18 protein-coding genes, 2 tRNA genes and 1 pseudogene are annotated in these 18,316 nt (G+C 60.4%); 15 read left to right on the top strand and 6 right to left on the bottom strand.

The features are described 5' to 3' along the window. Positions 1–18 precede the first annotated feature (18 nt). Positions 19–972 carry a DUF6538 domain-containing protein gene (locus NMG80_RS35280; protein WP_367186059.1) on the bottom strand — a complete coding sequence of 318 codons (954 nt, stop codon included), beginning with the start codon at positions 970–972 and terminating at the stop codon, positions 19–21. Between the two features lie 79 nt (positions 973–1,051). After that, positions 1,052–1,126, bottom strand: a tRNA-Thr gene (locus tag NMG80_RS35285). Positions 1,127–1,276: 150 nt separating this feature from the next. Between NMG80_RS35285 and NMG80_RS35290 the strand changes: the two genes are divergently transcribed. The 11 genes from NMG80_RS35290 (at position 1,277) to NMG80_RS35340 (ending at position 8,859) form a co-directional block, all read left to right on the top strand. Beyond that, positions 1,277–1,519: a hypothetical protein gene (locus NMG80_RS35290; RefSeq protein WP_254022415.1), complete on the top strand. Its 243-nt coding sequence runs from the start codon at positions 1,277–1,279 to the stop codon at positions 1,517–1,519. A gap of 144 nt (positions 1,520–1,663) precedes the next feature. Continuing rightward, positions 1,664–2,956 (top strand): UDP-N-acetylglucosamine 1-carboxyvinyltransferase, encoded by a 1,293-nt coding sequence (gene murA, locus NMG80_RS35295; RefSeq protein ID WP_254022416.1) that lies wholly within the window; start codon positions 1,664–1,666, stop codon positions 2,954–2,956. 323 nt (positions 2,957–3,279) lie between these two features. After that, positions 3,280–3,714 carry a DUF2948 family protein gene (locus NMG80_RS35300; RefSeq protein WP_254022417.1) on the top strand — a complete coding sequence of 145 codons (435 nt, stop codon included), beginning with the start codon at positions 3,280–3,282 and terminating at the stop codon, positions 3,712–3,714. Between the two features lie 9 nt (positions 3,715–3,723). Beyond that, a complete protein-coding gene (gene hisD, locus NMG80_RS35305) occupies positions 3,724–5,016 on the top strand; it encodes a histidinol dehydrogenase (protein ID WP_254022418.1) in 1,293 nt (430 codons plus the stop codon). A gap of 5 nt (positions 5,017–5,021) precedes the next feature. Continuing rightward, positions 5,022–5,507, top strand: coding sequence for a UPF0262 family protein (locus tag NMG80_RS35310; protein ID WP_254022419.1), 486 nt, complete (start codon positions 5,022–5,024; stop codon positions 5,505–5,507). A 58-nt stretch (positions 5,508–5,565) separates the two neighbouring features. Continuing rightward, positions 5,566–5,973, top strand: coding sequence for an arsenate-mycothiol transferase ArsC (locus NMG80_RS35315; RefSeq protein WP_254022431.1), 408 nt, complete (start codon positions 5,566–5,568; stop codon positions 5,971–5,973). Between the two features lie 91 nt (positions 5,974–6,064). Then, positions 6,065–6,283, top strand: a complete 219-nt coding sequence (gene infA / locus NMG80_RS35320; RefSeq protein ID WP_006200926.1) for a translation initiation factor IF-1 — start codon at positions 6,065–6,067, stop codon at positions 6,281–6,283. A gap of 25 nt (positions 6,284–6,308) precedes the next feature. Beyond that, positions 6,309–6,935 (top strand): Maf-like protein, encoded by a 627-nt coding sequence (locus NMG80_RS35325; protein ID WP_254022420.1) that lies wholly within the window; start codon positions 6,309–6,311, stop codon positions 6,933–6,935. Then, entirely contained in the window at positions 6,932–7,135 is a 204-nt protein-coding gene (gene yacG / locus NMG80_RS35330) for a DNA gyrase inhibitor YacG (RefSeq protein ID WP_254022421.1), read from the top strand. The genes NMG80_RS35325 and yacG overlap by 4 nt, the downstream gene beginning before the upstream one ends. A 197-nt stretch (positions 7,136–7,332) precedes the next feature. After that, positions 7,333–7,408 (top strand) — tRNA-Phe (locus NMG80_RS35335). A 212-nt stretch (positions 7,409–7,620) separates the two neighbouring features. Continuing rightward, complete coding sequence (locus NMG80_RS35340; RefSeq protein WP_254022422.1) at positions 7,621–8,859, top strand: tyrosine-type recombinase/integrase; 1,239 nt, start codon at positions 7,621–7,623, stop codon at positions 8,857–8,859. Positions 8,860–9,402: 543 nt separating this feature from the next. Here NMG80_RS35340 and NMG80_RS35345 read toward each other — a convergent pair. From NMG80_RS35345 to NMG80_RS35360, 4 genes and pseudogenes are all read right to left on the bottom strand, one after another. Beyond that, positions 9,403–9,540 (bottom strand): annotated as a pseudogene (locus NMG80_RS35345) (hypothetical protein); the annotation flags it as partial. A gap of 271 nt (positions 9,541–9,811) precedes the next feature. Beyond that, on the bottom strand, positions 9,812–10,684 hold the full coding sequence (locus tag NMG80_RS35350) for a hypothetical protein (protein ID WP_254022424.1): 873 nt from the start codon (positions 10,682–10,684) through the stop codon (positions 9,812–9,814). Position 10,685: 1 nt separating this feature from the next. After that, a complete protein-coding gene (locus tag NMG80_RS35355) occupies positions 10,686–13,289 on the bottom strand; it encodes a S8 family serine peptidase (protein WP_254022425.1) in 2,604 nt (867 codons plus the stop codon). Beyond that, on the bottom strand, positions 13,171–14,256 hold the full coding sequence (locus NMG80_RS35360; RefSeq protein ID WP_254022426.1) for an AAA family ATPase: 1,086 nt from the start codon (positions 14,254–14,256) through the stop codon (positions 13,171–13,173). The genes NMG80_RS35355 and NMG80_RS35360 overlap by 119 nt, the downstream gene beginning before the upstream one ends. 903 nt (positions 14,257–15,159) lie before the next feature. On the opposite strand from NMG80_RS35360, the gene NMG80_RS35365 reads away from it, so the two are divergent. The 4 genes from NMG80_RS35365 to NMG80_RS35380 form a co-directional block, all read left to right on the top strand. Further along, positions 15,160–15,411 (top strand): helix-turn-helix transcriptional regulator, encoded by a 252-nt coding sequence (locus NMG80_RS35365; RefSeq protein WP_254022427.1) that lies wholly within the window; start codon positions 15,160–15,162, stop codon positions 15,409–15,411. Positions 15,412–15,476: 65 nt separating this feature from the next. Next, positions 15,477–15,728: a helix-turn-helix domain-containing protein gene (locus NMG80_RS35370; RefSeq protein WP_254022428.1), complete on the top strand. Its 252-nt coding sequence runs from the start codon at positions 15,477–15,479 to the stop codon at positions 15,726–15,728. Next, positions 15,728–16,918 carry a site-specific integrase gene (locus tag NMG80_RS35375; protein ID WP_254022429.1) on the top strand — a complete coding sequence of 397 codons (1,191 nt, stop codon included), beginning with the start codon at positions 15,728–15,730 and terminating at the stop codon, positions 16,916–16,918. The genes NMG80_RS35370 and NMG80_RS35375 overlap by 1 nt, the downstream gene beginning before the upstream one ends. A gap of 173 nt (positions 16,919–17,091) precedes the next feature. After that, positions 17,092–18,316, top strand: a 1,225-nt coding sequence (locus NMG80_RS35380; RefSeq protein ID WP_254022430.1) for an IS5 family transposase, incomplete at its 3' end; no start/stop codon positions are given.

Consider the following 18,316-nt stretch of genomic DNA (forward strand, 5'->3'; position numbering starts at 1 on the left):
AGCGGGAGCCTGAGCAGATCACCGACGCAAAGGCAACCCCTCAGGCGCCCGCTCGTCGACCACAAACGCCCTCCGCCCAAGCCTGACGATCCACTTCGGCCACTCCGTCAAGGCGACCGCATTACCTGCCTGGGCGACCTTCGACGGCGATAGCCCCTCGGCTATCAACTCGTCACGCCACTTCCGAACGTCCTCATTCGTCACGTCCTGGGCATTCCGATGCCCGCTGCTCTTGACGAATTTGGAGAGATCCCGCGCATAGTCGCTCTTGGTCTTCTCCTTGAGGCTCTGTGTCGCGAACTTGTGGTCCAGTAAGGCGAACAGGTTCAAGTTCCCTGCCGCCCGTGGCACTGGCTGGGCCTTGCCTCGCTCGGTCTCCCAATTGGGGAACCGCTTCCGCGTCTCATCCGGCGAATAGTCGCCTCTGGCCTTCTTGAGATTGGTCTCAGCTGCAAGCTGGATTGCCTTGGAGGCGGCATGAACAACTCGGGTCCGGCTGAGGGGGTCGACGTTAACGCCCTGCTCGGCGAACAACTCGTCAACTGTCGGGCCGAACCAGCGATCGAGTTCCCCGCCCTCCTCCTTGCCCTTATTCAGCCGCAGGACCGCTTTCCAGATGCCTTCCTCCCCCGGCTCACTGTCCATCATGTCGCCCAGACGAGCGTAGAGGATGCCCGCAAGGGCCTGAATTTCCTTGGTGGTGAGCGGCTGAAAGCCTTGCCTGAACCGCTGCCAGAAATCATGGAGTGCAGCGTCGGCCTCGCGGTGGCGCTTCTTGGCTTCTGCGGGGTCTTTCGTATCGAGGCTGACCTTGACCGTTGCTCCCGCTTTCACCGTTCTGATGATGTCGCCAACGGGAATTGCCACCTTCCCGTCCATTGGAAAGTCCTTCAAATCGGAAGGCGCGCGTTGCCGAAGGTAATAGACACCAGTCTTCTTATGTCGCCGAGGTCCAGGCATTCTCAAGCTCATGTGTACCACCCCTGTGTACCAGACAGGCGGCAAAAAGACCAAAAAAGTCAGATAGTTGTTTCCAAACAATGGTTTGGAATGGTGCTGCGAGAGAGGATTGAACTCTCGACCTCTCCCTTACCAAGGGAGTGCTCTACCACTGAGCTACCGCAGCCGCTGATGGCGGGGCTTCTGCCATATCGAACCGGCAAGCGCAAGGCCAAGCGCAAGCCATCTGTGAAAGCCCGCTCCGACGGCTTTTGCGGACATGGCGGCGCCACAATGTTGGCTATCCCTTTGATAGTGGGCTGGCCGGGACGGAACCATGAACGACAAGACGATTCCACCTGACAAGGAGGGTCCACCCGACAAGGAGGGTCCATCTGACAAGGGCGGGCCATCGAAAAAGGACAGCCCACCGACAAAGGCCGACCGCAAGACCCGGCTCGCCGAGCAATTGCGCGCCAATCTGCAGAAGCGCAAGGCGCAGTCACGCTCGCGACGCACTGGCGGGGCTGACAAGCGGCTGGACGGGCTCGGCGGTCTAAAAGAAACGCAAAAGGATTGACCTACTATCAACAGGCTGGCCAGGGTGCGGGAATCCTGTTTCTTGAACCAAGCCGGCCAATGGTTTAGACGGCCCGGGGTCTAGACCGGCCGCAACAGACTCAACCGATTAAAACCGGCCTTTGGCCGAGGGGACGTTGTTTAAATGGATCGCATCAGAATTGTCGGCGGCAACAAGCTTGCCGGAAGCATCCCGATCTCGGGCGCGAAGAACGCCGCGCTGCCGCTGATGATCGCTTCGCTGCTCACCGACGACACGCTGACCCTGGAAAACGTGCCACATCTGGCCGATGTCGAGCAGTTGATCCGCATCCTCGGCAATCATGGCGTCGACTACTCGGTCAACGGACGCAGAGAAAAGCAGCAGGAGGGCTATTCGCGCACCGTCACTTTCTCCGCCCGCAACATCGTCGACACAACGGCGCCCTACGAGCTGGTGTCGAAGATGCGCGCCTCCTTCTGGGTGATCGGCCCGCTGCTTGCCCGCATGGGCGAGGCCAAGGTGTCGCTGCCGGGGGGCTGCGCCATCGGCACGCGGCCTGTCGATCTTTTCCTGGAGGGCCTCCAGGCGCTGGGCGCCGATATCGACGTCGACACCGGCTATGTCATCGCCAAGACCAGGAACGGCCGTCTTGTCGGCAATCGCTACGTCTTCCCGAAAGTGTCGGTCGGCGCCACCCATGTGCTAATGATGGCGGCTTCGCTGGCCAAGGGCGAGACGGTGCTCGAAAACGCCGCCCGCGAGCCCGAGATCGTCAACCTCGCCGAATGCCTCAACGCCATGGGCGCCAGGATTTCCGGCGCCGGCACCGAGACCATCACCATCGACGGCGTCGAAGCGCTGTCGGGCGCGCGCGTCCGAGTGATACCCGACCGCATCGAGACCGGCACCTATGCGATGGCCGTCGCCATGACCGGCGGCGACGTCATGCTCGAAGGCGCGCGGGCGGACCTGCTGCAGACCGCGCTCGACGTGATTTCCCAAACCGGCGCTGAGATCACGCCGACCAATTCCGGCATCCGCGTCAGGCGCAACGGCGCCGGCATCGCGCCGGTCGACGTGACGACAGCACCGTTCCCGGCGTTCCCGACCGATTTGCAGGCGCAGTTCATGGGGCTGATGACGATGGCTAAGGGCAAGTCGCGCATCACCGAGACGATATTCGAAAACCGCTTCATGCACGTACAGGAACTTGCCCGGCTCGGCGCCCACATAACGCTGTCCGGCCAGACGGCGATCGTCGACGGCGTGCCGAAGCTGAAGGGCGCGCCGGTGATGGCGACCGACCTTCGCGCTTCAGTGTCGCTGGTCATCGCCGGCCTGGCGGCCGAAGGCGAGACCACGGTCAACCGGGTCTATCATCTCGACCGCGGTTTTGAGCGGCTGGAAGAAAAGCTGTCCGGCTGCGGCGCGGTGATCGAGCGGATTTCGGGGTAATAACTGTGCGAAATTGCCGAGGCCGGCGCCGCCCCTCATCCGCCTGCCGGCACCTTCTCCCCGTATAGTGACGGGGAGAAGAGGGCTGGCCGCGACCTCGGCTCCTTTTTTGCAACGCTGGAGATTGGCGAAATCCTTTGCGAAGGCGTCCTTCTCCCCGTCGCTATACAGTCGCTATACGGGGAGAAGTGCCCGGCAGGGCGATGAGGGGCAGCGCAGACCTGGCGCGATTGCCCTGGTCGGAATCCGTGGCGCGGTTGCACGGATCGCCAAGACCGCCTAACAGAAAGTCGATTGTAAACCTTCGCAGGTGCGAACTCCGCATGGACCTTCTCAAGCTTGTCGCGCTCGACGATCAGGATCTGAGCATCGTCTCGGCCCATGTCCAGGACGCCGTGCTGAAGGTCGGCGACCTCGAGTACATGCCGGCGGTCAAGCGTTTTGTGATGACGATGAACCGCTTCGTCTGGGAAGCGAAATCCGGTTTCTTCCGCCAGCACAATGAGCGGCGGCAAAGCGTGCTGCATTTCGACCGGGTGCTGGGCGCCAAGACCAGCGGCATTGCCCGCGACGAGCCCGACGAGGTGCTGTCGCTGCTGGCGATCAGCTTCGTCGCCCTCGACAAGCCGGCCGGCATCATCGAGCTGATCTTTTCAGGCGGCGGCGCGATCATGCTCGATGTCGAGTGCATCGAGGCGCGGCTGGCTGACATTGGCGGCGCCTGGGAAGCGACGTCGCGCCCCTTCCACAGAGCCTGAGCACACAAGATGGCCATCACGCTTCGTCTGTCCGATGCCGATTTCGAGCAGCGTTTTGCCGCCTTCCTTTTGACCAAGCGCGAGGTCTCGGAGGACGTCGAAGCCGTGGTGCGCGCGATCATCGCGCGGGTGCGCGCCGAGGGCGACGCGGCGCTCATCGACTACACGCAAAGATTCGAAAAGGCCGACCTGAAAGACCTCGGCATGGCCGTGTCGCAAGATGACATCGCCAAGGCCTACGATGCGGCCGACCCGCAGACGATCGAGGCGCTTAAATTCGCCCGAGACCGGATCCGTTCGCATCACGAGCGGCAGCGGCCCAACGACGACTGCTATACCGACGCCGCCGGCGTCGAGCTCGGCTCGCGCTGGACGGCGATCGAGGCGGTCGGGCTCTACGTACCCGGCGGTACGGCGAGCTATCCAAGCTCGGTGCTGATGAGCGCCGTGCCGGCCAAGGTCGCCGGCGTCGATCGTATCGTCATGGCGGTGCCGGCGCCCGGCGGCATCATCAATCCGCTGGTGCTGGTGGCGGCGGACCTGACCGGCATATCCGAGATCTACCGCGTCGGCGGCGCGCAGGCGATCGCAGCGCTTGCCTATGGCACCGAGACGATAAAGCCGGTCGCCAAGATCGTCGGCCCCGGCAATGCCTATGTCGCGGCGGCCAAGCGCCAGGTGTTCGGCACGGTCGGCATCGACATGATCGCCGGGCCATCGGAAGTGCTTGTCGTGGCCGACGGCAGCAACGATCCGGACTGGATCGCCGCCGACCTGCTTGCCCAGGCCGAGCATGATTTGTCGGCGCAATCGATCCTGATCACCGACGATCCCGCCTTCGGCGCGGCGGTCGAACAGGCGGTCGAACGCCAGTTGCAAAACCTGTCGCGCGCCGGGACGGCGGCGGCGAGCTGGCGCGATTTCGGCGCCGTCATCCACGTCCCCCGAATCGAGGCGGCGCTGCCGCTGGTCGACCGCATCGCGGCCGAACATGTCGAGCTTGCCATCGATGAGCCGGAAGCCTTCCTGGCGCGGATGCGCAATGCCGGCGCTGTCTTTCTCGGCCGCCACACGCCGGAAGCCATCGGCGACTATGTCGCCGGCTCCAACCACGTGCTGCCGACGGCACGCTCGGCGCGCTTCTCGTCCGGGCTTTCGGTGCTCGATTTCGTCAAGCGCACCTCGATCCTGAAGCTCGGGCCGGAGCAGCTGCGGGCGCTGGCGCCGGCGGCCATCGCGCTGGCCACAGCGGAAGGCCTCGACGCGCATGGACACTCCGTCGCCATCCGGCTGAATATGTAGCTGACATGGCGGACTACGATCGAACCCGTGCCAGGCTGATCGATGTCGAACTCGACGAGTCGATCAGCCGTTCGACGCCCGATGTCGAGCATGAGCGGGCGGTGGCGATCTTCGACCTGATCGAGGAAAACAGCTTCCAGCCGGTCAATGACGACGGCGCCGGGCCTTACCGGCTAAAACTGTCGCTGGCCGAATCCCGCCTGGTCTTCGCGGTGACGCGCGAGGACGGCGCGGCGGTTGTCACCCACATCCTGTCGCTGACGCCGCTCAGGCGCATCGTCAAGGACTACTACATGATCTGCGAAAGCTATTACGACGCCATCCGCACCTCGACGCCCAGCCAGATCGAGGCGATCGACATGGGCCGGCGCGGTCTGCACAATGAGGGCTCGCAGACATTGATGGACCGGCTGGCCGGCAAGATCGACATCGATTTCGACACGGCGCGCCGGCTGTTCACGCTGGTTTGCGTGCTGCACTGGCGAGGCTGAGCTGTCAGCCCCTCTGCCCCGCTCTATCCTGCCGCGCTCGATCTTGTTTGTCTGCGGTATGAACGCGGTGCGCTCGCCGATGGCCGAACTGCTGGCGCGCCAGGTGCTTCCGGCCACCAGTTTCGTGGCGTCGGCCGGGGTGCGCGGCGGCGAACGCGACCCGTTCGTCGACGCCGTGCTGGCCGAGGACGGGCTTTCGCTGGGCGACCGGCACCCGAGGACGCTGGACGACCTCGAGGACGACTATTTCGACCTGATCATCACGCTGTCGCCGGAAGCCCATCACACCGCGCTCGAGCTTACCCGCTCGCTTGCCGTCGACGTCGAATATTGGCCGATGCCAGACCCGACTGGCGTCGGCGGCACGCGTGAGCAGATCATGGCCGCCTATCGCGAGGTGCGCGAACGGCTGAAGGCGCGGATCGGCAGCCGTTTTCTGGCGCCGGAAGCAGAAAAACCGCGCTGATTTAAGCATGTTCACAAGCGCGCGATTATCATATAGGTTCCGCCCAAATTCCGGCCGGGGCGCTGGGAATCCATCCAAGCAAAGGTATCGAATGCCGAAGGAAGAAGTCCTCGAGTTTCCGGGTGTCGTCACGGAATTACTGCCCAACGCGATGTTCAGGGTGAAGCTCGAAAACGAGCACGAAATCATCGCCCACACCGCCGGCCGCATGCGCAAGAACCGCATCCGCGTGCTGACCGGCGACAAGGTCCTGGTCGAGATGACACCTTACGACCTGACCAAGGGCCGCATCACCTACCGTTTCAAGTAAGATCGTCAGAGCTCCCGGGATCGCGATGAGCATTTTGCCGAAGCTCGTGCTTGCCTCGGGTTCGCCGCGTCGGATCGAGCTGCTGCAGCAGGCCGGCATCGAGCCGGACCGCGTGCTGCCGGCCGGTGTCGACGAAACGCCGCTGCGCGCCGAGCATCCGCGCTCGCTGGCCAAGCGCCTGTCGAAGGAAAAGGCCGAAAAGGCGCTGGCCTCGCTGCAGACGGAAGAGGACTATGCGCCGAGCTTCGTGCTGGCCGCCGACACGGTGGTCGCCGTTGGCCGGCGCATCCTGCCCAAGGCCGAAACGTTCGACGACGTCGTCAATTGCCTCGGCCTGCTGTCAGGCCGTTCGCACCGGGTCTATTCCGGCATCTGCCTGATCACGCCGGCCGGCAAGCTGCGCCAGCGGCTGGTCGAGACCAGGGTGCGTTTCAAGCGGCTGCCGCGCGCCGAGATCGACGCCTATGTCGCCTCGGGAGAATGGCGCGGCAAGGCCGGCGGCTATGCCGTCCAGGGTCTGGCCGGCGCCTTCGTGGTCAAGCTTGTCGGCTCCTACACCAACGTCGTCGGCCTGCCGCTCTATGAGACGGTGGCGCTGCTGACCGGCGAGGGGTTCAAAGTGCATGCCAACTGGCAGTCAGTTCGGCCATGAACTCGGGTTCGGATGACAAGGTCACGCCGCTGCGCCCCAAGCGGCCCTGCCCCGAATGCGGCAAGCCCTCGGCGCGCGAGACCTACCCGTTCTGCTCCGTGCGCTGCAAGGACATCGACCTCAACCGCTGGCTCAAGGGCGCCTATATCATTCCGGGCCGCGATAACGAGGACGAAACGGACAACGACCCTCCCAAATGAAGCTGTTCGGCACGGCTTGGTGACTTCGACCGCGTCCCATGAATCGAGCTGTCGAGCAACTGCTGGCTTCCCGCTTGAAATCAACGCTTAAGCGCTGGACAGGTCGGATTCCCGTGCTATAACCCACGCGCTTTCAAGGGGCGCCTGCGGCGCTTTCAAGAAATCCGGCGTGCAGAACTGCCCGCGTGCCGGAACAGGCCCAGATAGCTCAGTTGGTAGAGCAGCGGACTGAAAATCCGCGTGTCGGTGGTTCGAATCCGCCTCTGGGCACCATCCCCTCTTCTCCCGAGAGTCTCTTTCGCCGAAGCTTCTACGCTTCTGTTCCGCCAACTAGCTGAAATCTTTTCCGATTTCGGCGCGTAAAGCGCGGATGGTCGGGTTTTGTGGAATTTCGGCGTAGTTGGTCTAACGAGCCGGGGGGCTGGTATTTTCGCTGGTATTGGAGATCCTGATGGTATCGATGGAGCCAAATGGAGGTCCCGAGAATGGCCCTTTCCGACGTGAAATGCCGAAATACCCGACCCGCTTCCAAGCTCGTCAAATTGTCTGACGGTGGCGGGCTCCAGCTTTGGGTTCAGCCTACCGGATCTCGCCTATGGCGCTTTGCCTATCGTTTTGGCGGCAAACAGAAGCTTCTAGCATTGGGCAGCTATCCTCTCATCTCCCTCGCTGAGGCACGCGAGTCGCGCGATACCGCCAAACGTCTCCTCCTACGTGGCATCGACCCCGCACAGGAGCGTAAGTGGCGAAAAAAGGCCGATTCGGCAAAGGACACCTTTCGCTCAATCGCGGCGGAATATATCGACAAGCTGAAGAAGGAAGGACGTGCCGACCGGACCATCACCAAGGTCAAATGGCTGCTCGACTTTGCCTATCCAACGTTTGGAGACAAAAGTGTTCGGGAGATCGATTCGGCCACGATTCTAGCCGTTCTCCGCAGCGTGGAGATTCGCGGTCGATACGAGTCGGCTAGGCGACTGCGCTCCACCATCGGCAGCGTGCTTCGATACGCAATCGCGACCGCACGCGCCGAGGCAGATCCGACTATCGCCCTGAGGGGCGCACTCATCAGCCCGACGGTCACATCGCGTGCCGCGATTACCGATCCTAAGGCCTTGGGAGGCTTGCTGAGAGCGATCGATGCATTTGACGGACAGGCTACAACCCGAGCCGCCCTGAAGCTGATGGCGTTGCTGTTTCCCCGCCCCGGCGAGCTGCGCGCGGCCGGATGGGACGAGTTCGATTTCAAAAGCTCGGTGTGGACCATCCCTGAAGGACGCATGAAGATGCGACGGCCGCACCGCGTACCGCTTTCAAGGCAGGCCGTCAGCGTTCTGACCTCACTTAGAGAAATAACTGGAGGTGGATCGCTGCTGTTTCCTTGTGTTCGATCGAATTGGCGTCCGATTTCTGACAACACGCTTAACGCCGCCTTGCGTCGCATTGGCTACAGCAAGGAAGAAGCAACCGCGCACGGTTTTCGAGCAACGGCATCAACTCTGCTAAACGAATGCGGCAAGTGGCATCCGGACGCCATAGAGCGGCAGTTGGCCCACATTGAGAACAACGAAGTTCGCCGCGCCTACGCCCGGGCAGAGCACTGGGAAGAGCGAGTCAGAATGATGCAATGGTGGGCCGATTATCTGGATGAAATTGAGAACGCGAAACCCGCGGCTGAACTCAAACAAGTATGGTTGCAACCCCGGTCTCCGCACCTATCGTAACATGAAGGTCTGCTGTGGGCACATTAGGTTGGTGCGAGTATTTTCGGGCCCGCGGCCAAAACTGACTGCGTTACTGCGCCCGAATCGACGATGCGTTTCGCCCGCTCCACGATGTTCTGGGGGAGCGCCAACCATCGAATACGCTGCCATCGATGGTTTCGTTGATCGTCGACGTCCGAGCTTTGGTTCCCAGAACCGGTTGGACGCCGACCGTTCTAAAATACCAGCTGCTGAAAAACTGATAGCTGCCACCTAAGAAGCTGGCTAGGAGTCGGATATGCGTGGCACGACGTTGGCTTGGTCGATATCCACGTCCCAGCGCAACTTGTGACCGAGCGCCGTAGCCTTGGCTATGAACCACTTCAGAGGGATCTGGACCAGCAGGTCACCTGCATACCCGCCCCCGACATTCGCATGAGCGCCGACAACCAGCGCTGCTCTACATCTCAAGAGGACGTGGCGAGGCTGGGGTTGCGCCTAGAAGCGTCGTCCGGGTCCAGAGCGTTGGCCTGAACGAGTTGCGATCCTTGTCGATCGCCAACCCTAGCGGTATAGGCTCCCCGGCTGAAGCCGAGGACCGAACAGCTGGTCGCCCTCGTTGTAATGGTCGATTAGCCACTCATATGCGTCGGTGATCTCGTGATCGAGGCCGTAGCCGAAGAGACCTCCCCTCACCTTCTCTCCAAGGTGGGTCCCGACGCCAACGCCGCATTAGATAAGTTGCTGGGAATCGTCCGGTTCGCACAGAGATTTGATGCGCCAGACGTTTGTGTTGTCGCCGACAGTGTTCCAGTGCCGTCGAGAAAGACGGCCACGCGTCTAGGATTGCTCATAGTTCCCTGCCTTTTCAACTTGCTGCGGCACGCAACCGTCGAACCACGCGATGGTAGGTAACGTTGCGCCAACAGAACTGACAGTGATCAAAGTTTCCAATGTTCCTGCAAATAGGCACCTAGGCATAAGCAGACACCCTGAAAACGATATAGTTGAACAAAATTGGGCGCTTCGTCGATTTGTCGACGACTTGGCCGGAGCCCGTGTTCCACGCCAAGGCGTTCCAATCCCAATGCGAAGAATCTCCCTGCGCGACAATGAACGAGCCGTGCCGGAGCGGCACCGAAGTTTGACTCTTCGCGAAATCAAGTCCGAGCTTGAAATGGAATACCTGCTTGTTCTTGTTCCTACTGAGAACGGACTGCACCACGCTGGATGTTAGGCCGACGAACGGCCTGAGAGCGGGTTGAGCCTTGGTCAACAGGCCCAGACCTTCTTTAAACGGACCGCTCCCGATTGCGTTAAGAATGGTTTCGTCGCCCTTGCTGATGACGTTGATGGTCTTTCCTTCGAACGCGATTCCGTTTTCGCCGACCGACACACCAAGAAAGATGGGAGACCCGCTGATCGCTGCGCTTGCCCCATCCTTGGCTTCTGTGGTCAGCGCGAAACGCAATTCTTCCGGCTCATTCTGGAGTTGGTTTTTTCCGGTGAACTCGCAAAGTATCTGGTGAGTGCCGCTGCCTGGGTACCTGTGAATCCAGAACTTTTCGAGCGTAATCTTGACCCTCGAGTTCTTTAGCGTCTCGTCAGGTTCGAGCGAGAACGCGCTTTGGATTTGCGCCAGCTGACCGCCCGATTCAGGAGGCAGGAAGCCGCACATCATTCCCGTATGGGCCCAGACCTGATTTCCCCAAGGGCTGGCCAGACCTTGTCCAACCCCGCCGCTGGGGAACAGCTCTTCCACCGCTTCATCGTCTCCGATGTCTTGGAGATAGCTCTTGATCGTCGCGCGGCTCTTGTAGCCGATACTGTTTTTGTCGCCTGGCACCTTAGGTTCTCACCCGGGTTGGCACTCGCTGCGTCACGTCGACTCGCTTAGCTCTCACGCGTGCCTCTACGTCTGCGAAAAGGTCTGTCCTGACGGGTTGGCTCATCTCAAGAGTCACTGCCAGGCCATATGGCACTTCCGCCGCGGCAAAGGGCGTCATTTCCGCCATTGCCTGAACACCGAGGAAAATATCGCCCGAACCGCCTTGCGGAATCAGGTTTTTGCCCTCGAAAACAAGGTGTTGGAGCGTACCGCGTCGCGCGGCCCGCCCGTCCGGCGAGAGTGTGCGTTTGATCCCTTTCCAGAAATCCCGTTTTCCATCGCCATCGACAACCTCGAGGCGGACACCACGGTAACGTCGCGTTATAGGATCGATCGGACTGCTCCAGGCGAGTGTGACCACGACCCGCCGAAGCTCGCGATTGTTGACCATCGCGCGGGGGATGGGAAGTCTGTACTCGTGGAGCGTATCGGGGAAAATTATGTCGTCGGCAAGCAGGGTGATGCGATTCCCTTGACCACTGAAGACCCTCGAATGATCGGGACGGCCATATCCTAGCACGCTGCTGATGGCTTCTTTCTTCCGGAGAGCTCCACCAGGGTAAAGTTCGTACAATATCTCGCCTGCGCCGCCCCACGTGCAGCCGTGAGCGAGCAGCGCCTTCAAGACGACCGCGCGCGTTTTGGCCTCCAGCCACTGCTCGCCGTTTTCGTCGAAGAGATCCTCCAGAACGTCCACCAGCCGCGCGGCTGTTCGTGTGGTGAGAGCCGCAGCGTTACTTGTACCCGTACTGCGCCTGACCAGGTTTTGGGCAGCGCCGACACCAGGCGCCGCGGTGACCTGACCGACGTCCGGGTGCTCAATTGCCCAGGCTGAAACGAAGCCTGCATCATCTTCCGAACGTGCCAGTTGCCGGCCACCGAGTTCGACAATGTCGGGTTTCACTGCTCTATTAACTCCAAGCCCAACGCTCGACGCGAGGTTTGCTACGCCCGACATCGTGTCAAAGGGATCCACGAAACCAAGAGGCGCTCCGACGGAACTGTCTCCATGTACCGCGCCCACAGTTAGTCCGTTGAGGGTTTCCGCGGGGCTCAGCATTATCCTGCCCCCCCTGCTCCGATTGAGAGCGCTAAGCAGTGCGATCTGCCGCTCTACTGGACTAGCCGTTTCGAATGCATTGCAGTCGGCGTAAGTGTCGACCGCGAAAGGCTCCATGTTATTTCCGGCGCTGACGATAAAAAGCAGCCGGAAACGATGGCTAAGGTGGTCGAGCAGTTTCGCCCAGTAGCTCGCGCGCTGACCGAACGGCGCTTCTCGATCACAGATTGAATGGTTGATAACGACGACGTTTTCGGCCATGGGCCCCACGCCGCCATCAGACCCTTCGACCAATGACAAGACCGCCCGATAAACTAGGCCAAGCGGAAGCTGATCCTGTGGTGTGCATTCTTCTGCGAGGTTTTGCGGCGCGCCAAGTATCGGCACCACTTGCAGTAGCCGGTCGATAGGAACAGTATCGTCACCCAAATCACCGTGGATAATGAGAGACGCCATAGCAGTACCGTGCCTGCGCCTTGCCACGGGGACGTTTACAGCATGAACGTCCACTTCGCTCACCCGCAGCCTATTCCTCAGCAGGACGTGGTTCTCGACTGGGTAGCCGTCGAGTAGCGCTACCACTGCGGGTCTTGCGTCAGGGGTCGACGGAGGATCACGATGATCAGAGACTGAGAATGCAGCATCCCCGGCCTCGCTGGTATAAAGCGACTGCGGTCGGACGCGCATCACGCGGTCGGCAGTCGAAAGAGGGCCCTGGAGTGAGCCGAGGCGAAGCGCCTGCTCGTTTGGTAGCTCGACTAGAGCTGCCTGATATTGGATTTCTGGAATCGTAACGAAGTCGAGGACGGTTCCGGCGACCAGTGACATGAGATCGGTAACATATTCGCGTGCCGCCGCTCTCAAACTGAGGTCACTTCGGAACCAGAGATCAAGTTCCAACCGGATCGGTCGGTCTGGAAATTTTCGCATCATACGGTCGACAAAACGGGAGAGCGCAGGGTCGACCCTGTCTTTAGCCGACCATGTCCTGACGTCGTTCAAGTATGCGAAAAGAGGCCACCACTCCCCGTCGTGAGTCCTAGGCTTTGGCTGATTGGTGGAATACTGCTTCCATAGGGAAAGCACCTTCTGAAGACCGCGAATGGTAGGCATGGTGACATAGAGCATGCTCTGACCGCTGTCAGCGGCAGGCTCGTCTGCTTCCTCGCCTTCGTCTTCGTCGCTAGTGTCCTCATCGAAGTCTTCGCCTAGCCACTCAAACCCGGCCGCGCGTACCGCCGCGACAAATTTCGCCACGTTCGACAGCGGGCCGATCACTTCGAAAACGAGCGCGCGGTCGGGGGTTACTTCACTAGGGGACGTTGAAAGGTCTGCGCCGCTCAGGATCCGCCCAAGGCCACTTTCTATATCGCCGAATTTGGCGTCATGGCGCTTTGCTTGTTCTCCCCAAGAGATCGCCTTCGGGAACCTCGCCCGTTGACCTTTGATTCGCTTTCGCCTTGCCGGTTCTCTGCTTATTCTTACTATCGGTTTCTGTGCCACCCGACTGAGCCCCCCCAACGTCTCGACGTCTACTCCACCTGTCGAGCGCTTGGGCGAATGCATCGCTAGGCCTCAACTTCCCATGCGATAGCACAACTTTTCTGCGAGCGTCGAGTGTTACGGCCTCTATTTCAGAGAATGTCTCCCCCTTAAATATTTTCACGAAATTCTCGGCGCTTATACCTAATTCACCGAGGGCGTTCTCCGTCTTAAAATACCACTCCCGCAGTTCAGCCGCTCCGGGTTTTGGAAGTGTTAGGCGTATCTCGAATCTGCGCCAAACCGCCCTGTCGAGGAGCTCGGGATGATTGGTCGCGCAAATCACGATGCAACTGCTCGGCAGTGCGTCCATGTTCAGTAGCAAAGAGCTGACGACCCGCTTAATCTCCCCAGTTTCGTGAGCATCAGCGCGTTCCTTCCCAACACTGTCAAACTCATCAAAGAAGAGGACACAAGGCGTCCGGGTAGCATATTCGACGACTGATTGAAGTCTCGAGGCCGTCTCGCCTAAATAACTGCCAACCAAGCCATCGTAGCGAACAGTGAAAAACGGAAGCGCAAGTTCTGTGGCGACCGCCTCGGCAAGGCTCGTTTTTCCAGTGCCGGGTGGGCCCACCAACATTATCGTATGGCGTGGCTCGAGCGAATGCGAGCGCAGCAACGCGGTCTGCCGGACTTCGTTAATCAGCTCCTGAATTTCCCATAGAATTTCTTTTACAAGGACGAGTTGCTCTAACCGGCGCGCTGGCGCAACCTCACGTAGCAGCGGCTGAAGACTTTCGGGTAACATGCTCGAACCTCCGCCGTAGAATCGCGCCGGCGACTGCTCGCGCACCAAGGTTCGCCCGGAATTGTCGCGCTTGTTCTGACGATGAGCCTCTTCGATAAGTGCAGTCAGGGTATCGCGGGTTCCGTTGCCATTCCCAGTTTCCGGTCGCAGCTTGTGAACGGTTGTGTGTTTGGCCATCTAATCTTCCTTCGCCACAGCCTCGGCGCGGCCTACGATTCCATCCGCCACAAACCACTTTGCCTCAACATCATTAACGACTGCTGCACGGCACGCAAGCCGATCAATCCTGAACCCTGGAACTATGCACTACCATGGTGCCTTTTAGTCATCGGCCTTATCGTGCAAGCACTCCGTAACACGGTATGTCAGGAGATTTGTTCCCCGCCTGCCGCGTCTAAGTCTCCGTCAGATCCTCGCGGCGGTACCGCCGACTTCAGGATATCGAAAAATGGAAACGCCGCCCGCGATTAACCGCAGACTATGGCTGCTTTGGGTCAGATCACCATGACGCTCGCACCGAAATAAAAGCCTCCTTGTGTCGAACAACGGTCGGCAACCGGCCTAAACGCGACATCCGAGTAGTGGCTCGTCGATCGCTCCCAGAGCAAAGCTTCCGATCGTGGTGCGGTGCCATCGCCGATTTCGATCGGCTACTCGAAATTGTCTTGGTCCTACGTCTATGTCGGAAATGGCGTATCAGTTTCGGCACATAAGACAGCTATTTCATGGTGGCGGTGTTCGGGACGACGACGGCGCTCAGCATAACGGCTCAAATTTCGACACTAAAAGAAGCTGCGAAAATGCCAACGGGGCACTCGCCGTTGGTTAGCCTCGGTCGAGTAATGCACGGCAACGGCGAGCCGTCCGCTGACATGCCCCACGGGTAGCTCTCCTGCCGTGATCCACCCGTTCACACGTTGCTGCCAGTTTAAGCCGAACGAACCTAGTCAGGCCCCTTCCGCTTAACGCGCTCTTTTTCTTTAAGTCGACACGGTCCCCTCGCTGCGAATGGCAAACCAGGATGCAACTTGTGGCTTTCGACAACAACACGCCAGGAGTCTCAGGAGCGAGGCAGCGCCCATGAAAAGGGATGCAATCTCGTATCCCCCACGAGGTCTAACCCGTGAGGAAGCAGCTCGCTACATCGGTGTCGGATCGACGCTTTTTGATGAAATGGTCGCCGATGGGCGCATGCCGAAGCCCAAGCGCATCAACAGCCGCGCTGTCTGGGACCGGGTGGCTCTCGACATAGCTTTCACCTCGTTGCCGGATAAAGATAGCGGTCTTCAAGAACTGCTGGAAAGAAGCAGACGGGACAGAGAAAGAAGATAACCAATACGCTCGTTGCGTATACGCTGCAGGCGTCGTATGATCGTTGCCGTACGGAGGGGCGTGACGTGAACGAGAATGAGAAGATTGCACAAGAAGTGAAAGCCTGGCGGGCCAAGGGAGGATTCACTGCCGAAGCCGCAGCTAAGGTGCTGGGAATACCGAAACGCACATTCGAAGGCATAGAGCAAGGCAGAGGCTTCCCTTACCCGGTGCTCCTGCGCGTTGCCATCGAAAGCGAAGCCCTTCCGCTACAGGCGATGCTGGAGAACTCCCCGCGCGTTGAGCACCAGCGGCAGAAGTCTGGAAGGAGGGTTTGATGGCTAGGCCCTTCAAGGATGCGCGATACCCTGGGGTCTCTTCGCGTCTCAAGAACGGCAAGCTAGCTTATCGCTACCGCGCAAAAGGCATGCCCGAACTCCGCCTTCCCGGTAAGCCCGGCGATCCCGAGTTCGAGGCGGCTTACGAGAAGGCCACGCAGGGTCAAGGCAAGAAGGCAGTTATCATCGATTTGCCCGGTCGGGCACTGCCAAAAACCTTTGGCCATGCCGCGCGCCGGCTTGAAACGACAATGGAGTGGCTGGATTTTGATGAAGCCACGCAGCAGAAGAATGCGCGACTGATCGAGCGTTTTCTCAACCTGCGGGTCGATCCCAACTACCCACTCACCTGGCGCGATACTCCTGTCGAACATCTCGACGCGGATCGGCTTCGCGCCATCATTGAAGGCATCTTCAGGACAAACCGCACCGTCGCCAAACACATGTTGGTCGCCATCAAGAAGCTTCTATGGGTCGCGACCGATGTCGAAAAATGGATCAAGCCGCAGGATGATCCATCGCTATCTATCCGTGTGCGGGTGCCCAAATCGACCAAGAACCCAGCTTGGCCAATTGCGATGCGCGAAAGGTTCGAGGAGCGACACCCAATCGGCACAGCCGCACGCACCTGCTATGCACTCGGCTTCTGGCTTGGAAATCGGCGCGGCGATATCGCTGCTCTTGAGTGGGACGATCTTTTAACGGAAGAGATCGAACTGTTCGACGGCTCGCTGGTGCTAATCGAGGCCTTTGATTTTCGCCAGAAGAAGAACCGCAACCGCCATGGCGGGCGGGAGATGTTCATTCCAGTCGTAGACAAACTAGCAGCGGCCTTGGACCCGCTCGATCGCTCGAAAGGCGGCACTGTCTTAAAGAACGCCTATGGCAGGTCATTCTCGGAAAAGAGCCTGACCGGCATGATGCAGCACTGGACGCGGCAGGCGGGAATTCCTAGCGGCTACACGCTCCATGGCCTGCGCCGCACGTTCGGCACCTACCTCGCTGAATGCAACATCCAAGCGCGGGCTATCATGGAGGCGATGGGCCATTCCTCCATGACGGTAACAGATGAATATGTGCGTGAGGCCAACAAGAAGCGGATCGCGGTTGATATTGTTCGTGCCATCAACGAGCGCGAGGCCAAGCGTGATGCCATGAAGCGGCGGGCAAATCTCCGCATTGTCAAATAATCAAATAGTCGTCCGTGAAGAACGCGGAACGCTTTGATTTAATTTAAGATTTTCGCCTGAATTTGGGTTTCGTTTTGCCGGAAATCGTGGCTTTGGGCGGCGATTTCCGGCAAAATGTTTGCATCTGCGTTGCGTGATTCGATGGCGTTTCGACCGGAGAGGGGAAGCAAGCGATGCGGCCGAAGGAACGGCGAGACAGTGGCCAGGCGGACCTGTTGCGGTCCCGGCTCGACCAGATCCTGAACATGGAACATGCACTGGTGAAGCTGGGCGGCGGCGATCGACTGGCGCTGCTCGGCGAGGTCTACGACGATGGCCCCGGCCGACCGCCGCTGCCGACGCGGCTGATGGCGGGGCTGGCGATCCTGAAGTCGATGCACAACCTGTCCGATGAAGGGCTGTGCGAGCGCTGGCTGGAAAACCCCTATTATCAGCTGTTCTGCGGCGAGGAGTTCTTCAAGCACCGCCTGGTCTTCGACCGCACCTCGCTGACGCGCTGGCGCCTGCGCATGGGCGAGGAGCGGCTGACGGCGCTGCTGCAGGAGAGCCTGGCGGCGGCGACCCGGCTGGGGGCGGCCAAGCCGGCCGACTTCCGCGCGGTGATCGTCGACACCACCGTGCAGGAGAAGGCGATCACCTTTCCGACCGACGCCAAGCTGATGCATCGCGCCCGCGAGCGGCTGGTCAAGCTGGCCAGGAAGCACGGCATCCGCCTGCGCCAGTCCTATGCGCGGGTCGGCAAGATCGCGCTGATCAAGCATCAGCGTTATGCCCACGCCAAGCAGTTCAAGCGGGCCAACCGGCAACTCAAGCGGCTGCGCACCATGCTGGGAGCGGTGATCCGCGACGTCACCCGCAAGATCGGCGGCCGGCCGGAACTTATGGCGCCCTTCGGTCTGCCGCTGTCGCTGGCCCGCCGCGTCAGGGACCAGCGCCAGCGTGAACGCGGCAGGAAGGTCTACTCCCTGCATGCTCCCGAGGTCGAATGCATCGGCAAGGGCAAGGCGCACAAGCCCTATGAACTCGGCGTCAAGGTCTCGGTCGCCACGCCGCTCTATCGCAGCCGCGGCGGCCAGTTCGTCGCCCATATCAAGGCGCTGCCCGGCAATCCCTATGACGGCCACACGCTGGCCACCAACCTTCCCGCGATCGAGAACTCGATCGGCGCCAACCTCGCCAAGATCGTCGCCGATGCCGGCTATCGCGGCCACAACGCCCCGAAGGACAAGACCTTCAAGGTCCATGTCGCCGGCTACAAGCGCGGCCTCACCAAGGCCGTCAAACGAGCGCTGCGCCGCCGGTCCGCCGTCGAGCCCGTCATCGGCCATCTCAAGAGCGACCACCGCATGGGCCGCAACTTTCTGGCCTTCTCACAGGGCGATGCCAACAACGCCGTGC

Origin of the sequence: Mesorhizobium escarrei (assembly GCF_935825525.1) — a bacterium.
In the GTDB taxonomy this organism is placed as follows: domain Bacteria; phylum Pseudomonadota; class Alphaproteobacteria; order Rhizobiales; family Rhizobiaceae; genus Mesorhizobium; species Mesorhizobium escarrei.

What these genes read in the sequence shown, in the direction of transcription:
- NMG80_RS35340 (WP_254022422.1), top strand. Translation starts at nt 7,621, where the DNA reads ATGGCCCTTTCCGACGTGAAATGCCGAAATACCCGACCCGCTTCCAAG.
- yacG (WP_254022421.1), top strand. Translation starts at nt 6,932, where the DNA reads ATGAACTCGGGTTCGGATGACAAGGTCACGCCGCTGCGCCCCAAGCGG.
- NMG80_RS35280 (WP_367186059.1), bottom strand. Translation starts at nt 972, where the DNA reads ATGAGCTTGAGAATGCCTGGACCTCGGCGACATAAGAAGACTGGTGTC.
- NMG80_RS35310 (WP_254022419.1), top strand. Translation starts at nt 5,022, where the DNA reads ATGGCGGACTACGATCGAACCCGTGCCAGGCTGATCGATGTCGAACTC.
- murA (WP_254022416.1), top strand. Translation starts at nt 1,664, where the DNA reads ATGGATCGCATCAGAATTGTCGGCGGCAACAAGCTTGCCGGAAGCATC.
- NMG80_RS35300 (WP_254022417.1), top strand. Translation starts at nt 3,280, where the DNA reads ATGGACCTTCTCAAGCTTGTCGCGCTCGACGATCAGGATCTGAGCATC.
- NMG80_RS35375 (WP_254022429.1), top strand. Translation starts at nt 15,728, where the DNA reads ATGGCTAGGCCCTTCAAGGATGCGCGATACCCTGGGGTCTCTTCGCGT.
- NMG80_RS35360 (WP_254022426.1), bottom strand. Translation starts at nt 14,256, where the DNA reads ATGGCCAAACACACAACCGTTCACAAGCTGCGACCGGAAACTGGGAAT.
- hisD (WP_254022418.1), top strand. Translation starts at nt 3,724, where the DNA reads ATGGCCATCACGCTTCGTCTGTCCGATGCCGATTTCGAGCAGCGTTTT.
- NMG80_RS35365 (WP_254022427.1), top strand. Translation starts at nt 15,160, where the DNA reads ATGAAAAGGGATGCAATCTCGTATCCCCCACGAGGTCTAACCCGTGAG.
- NMG80_RS35315 (WP_254022431.1), top strand. Translation starts at nt 5,566, where the DNA reads ATGAACGCGGTGCGCTCGCCGATGGCCGAACTGCTGGCGCGCCAGGTG.
- NMG80_RS35325 (WP_254022420.1), top strand. Translation starts at nt 6,309, where the DNA reads ATGAGCATTTTGCCGAAGCTCGTGCTTGCCTCGGGTTCGCCGCGTCGG.
- infA (WP_006200926.1), top strand. Translation starts at nt 6,065, where the DNA reads ATGCCGAAGGAAGAAGTCCTCGAGTTTCCGGGTGTCGTCACGGAATTA.
- NMG80_RS35290 (WP_254022415.1), top strand. Translation starts at nt 1,277, where the DNA reads ATGAACGACAAGACGATTCCACCTGACAAGGAGGGTCCACCCGACAAG.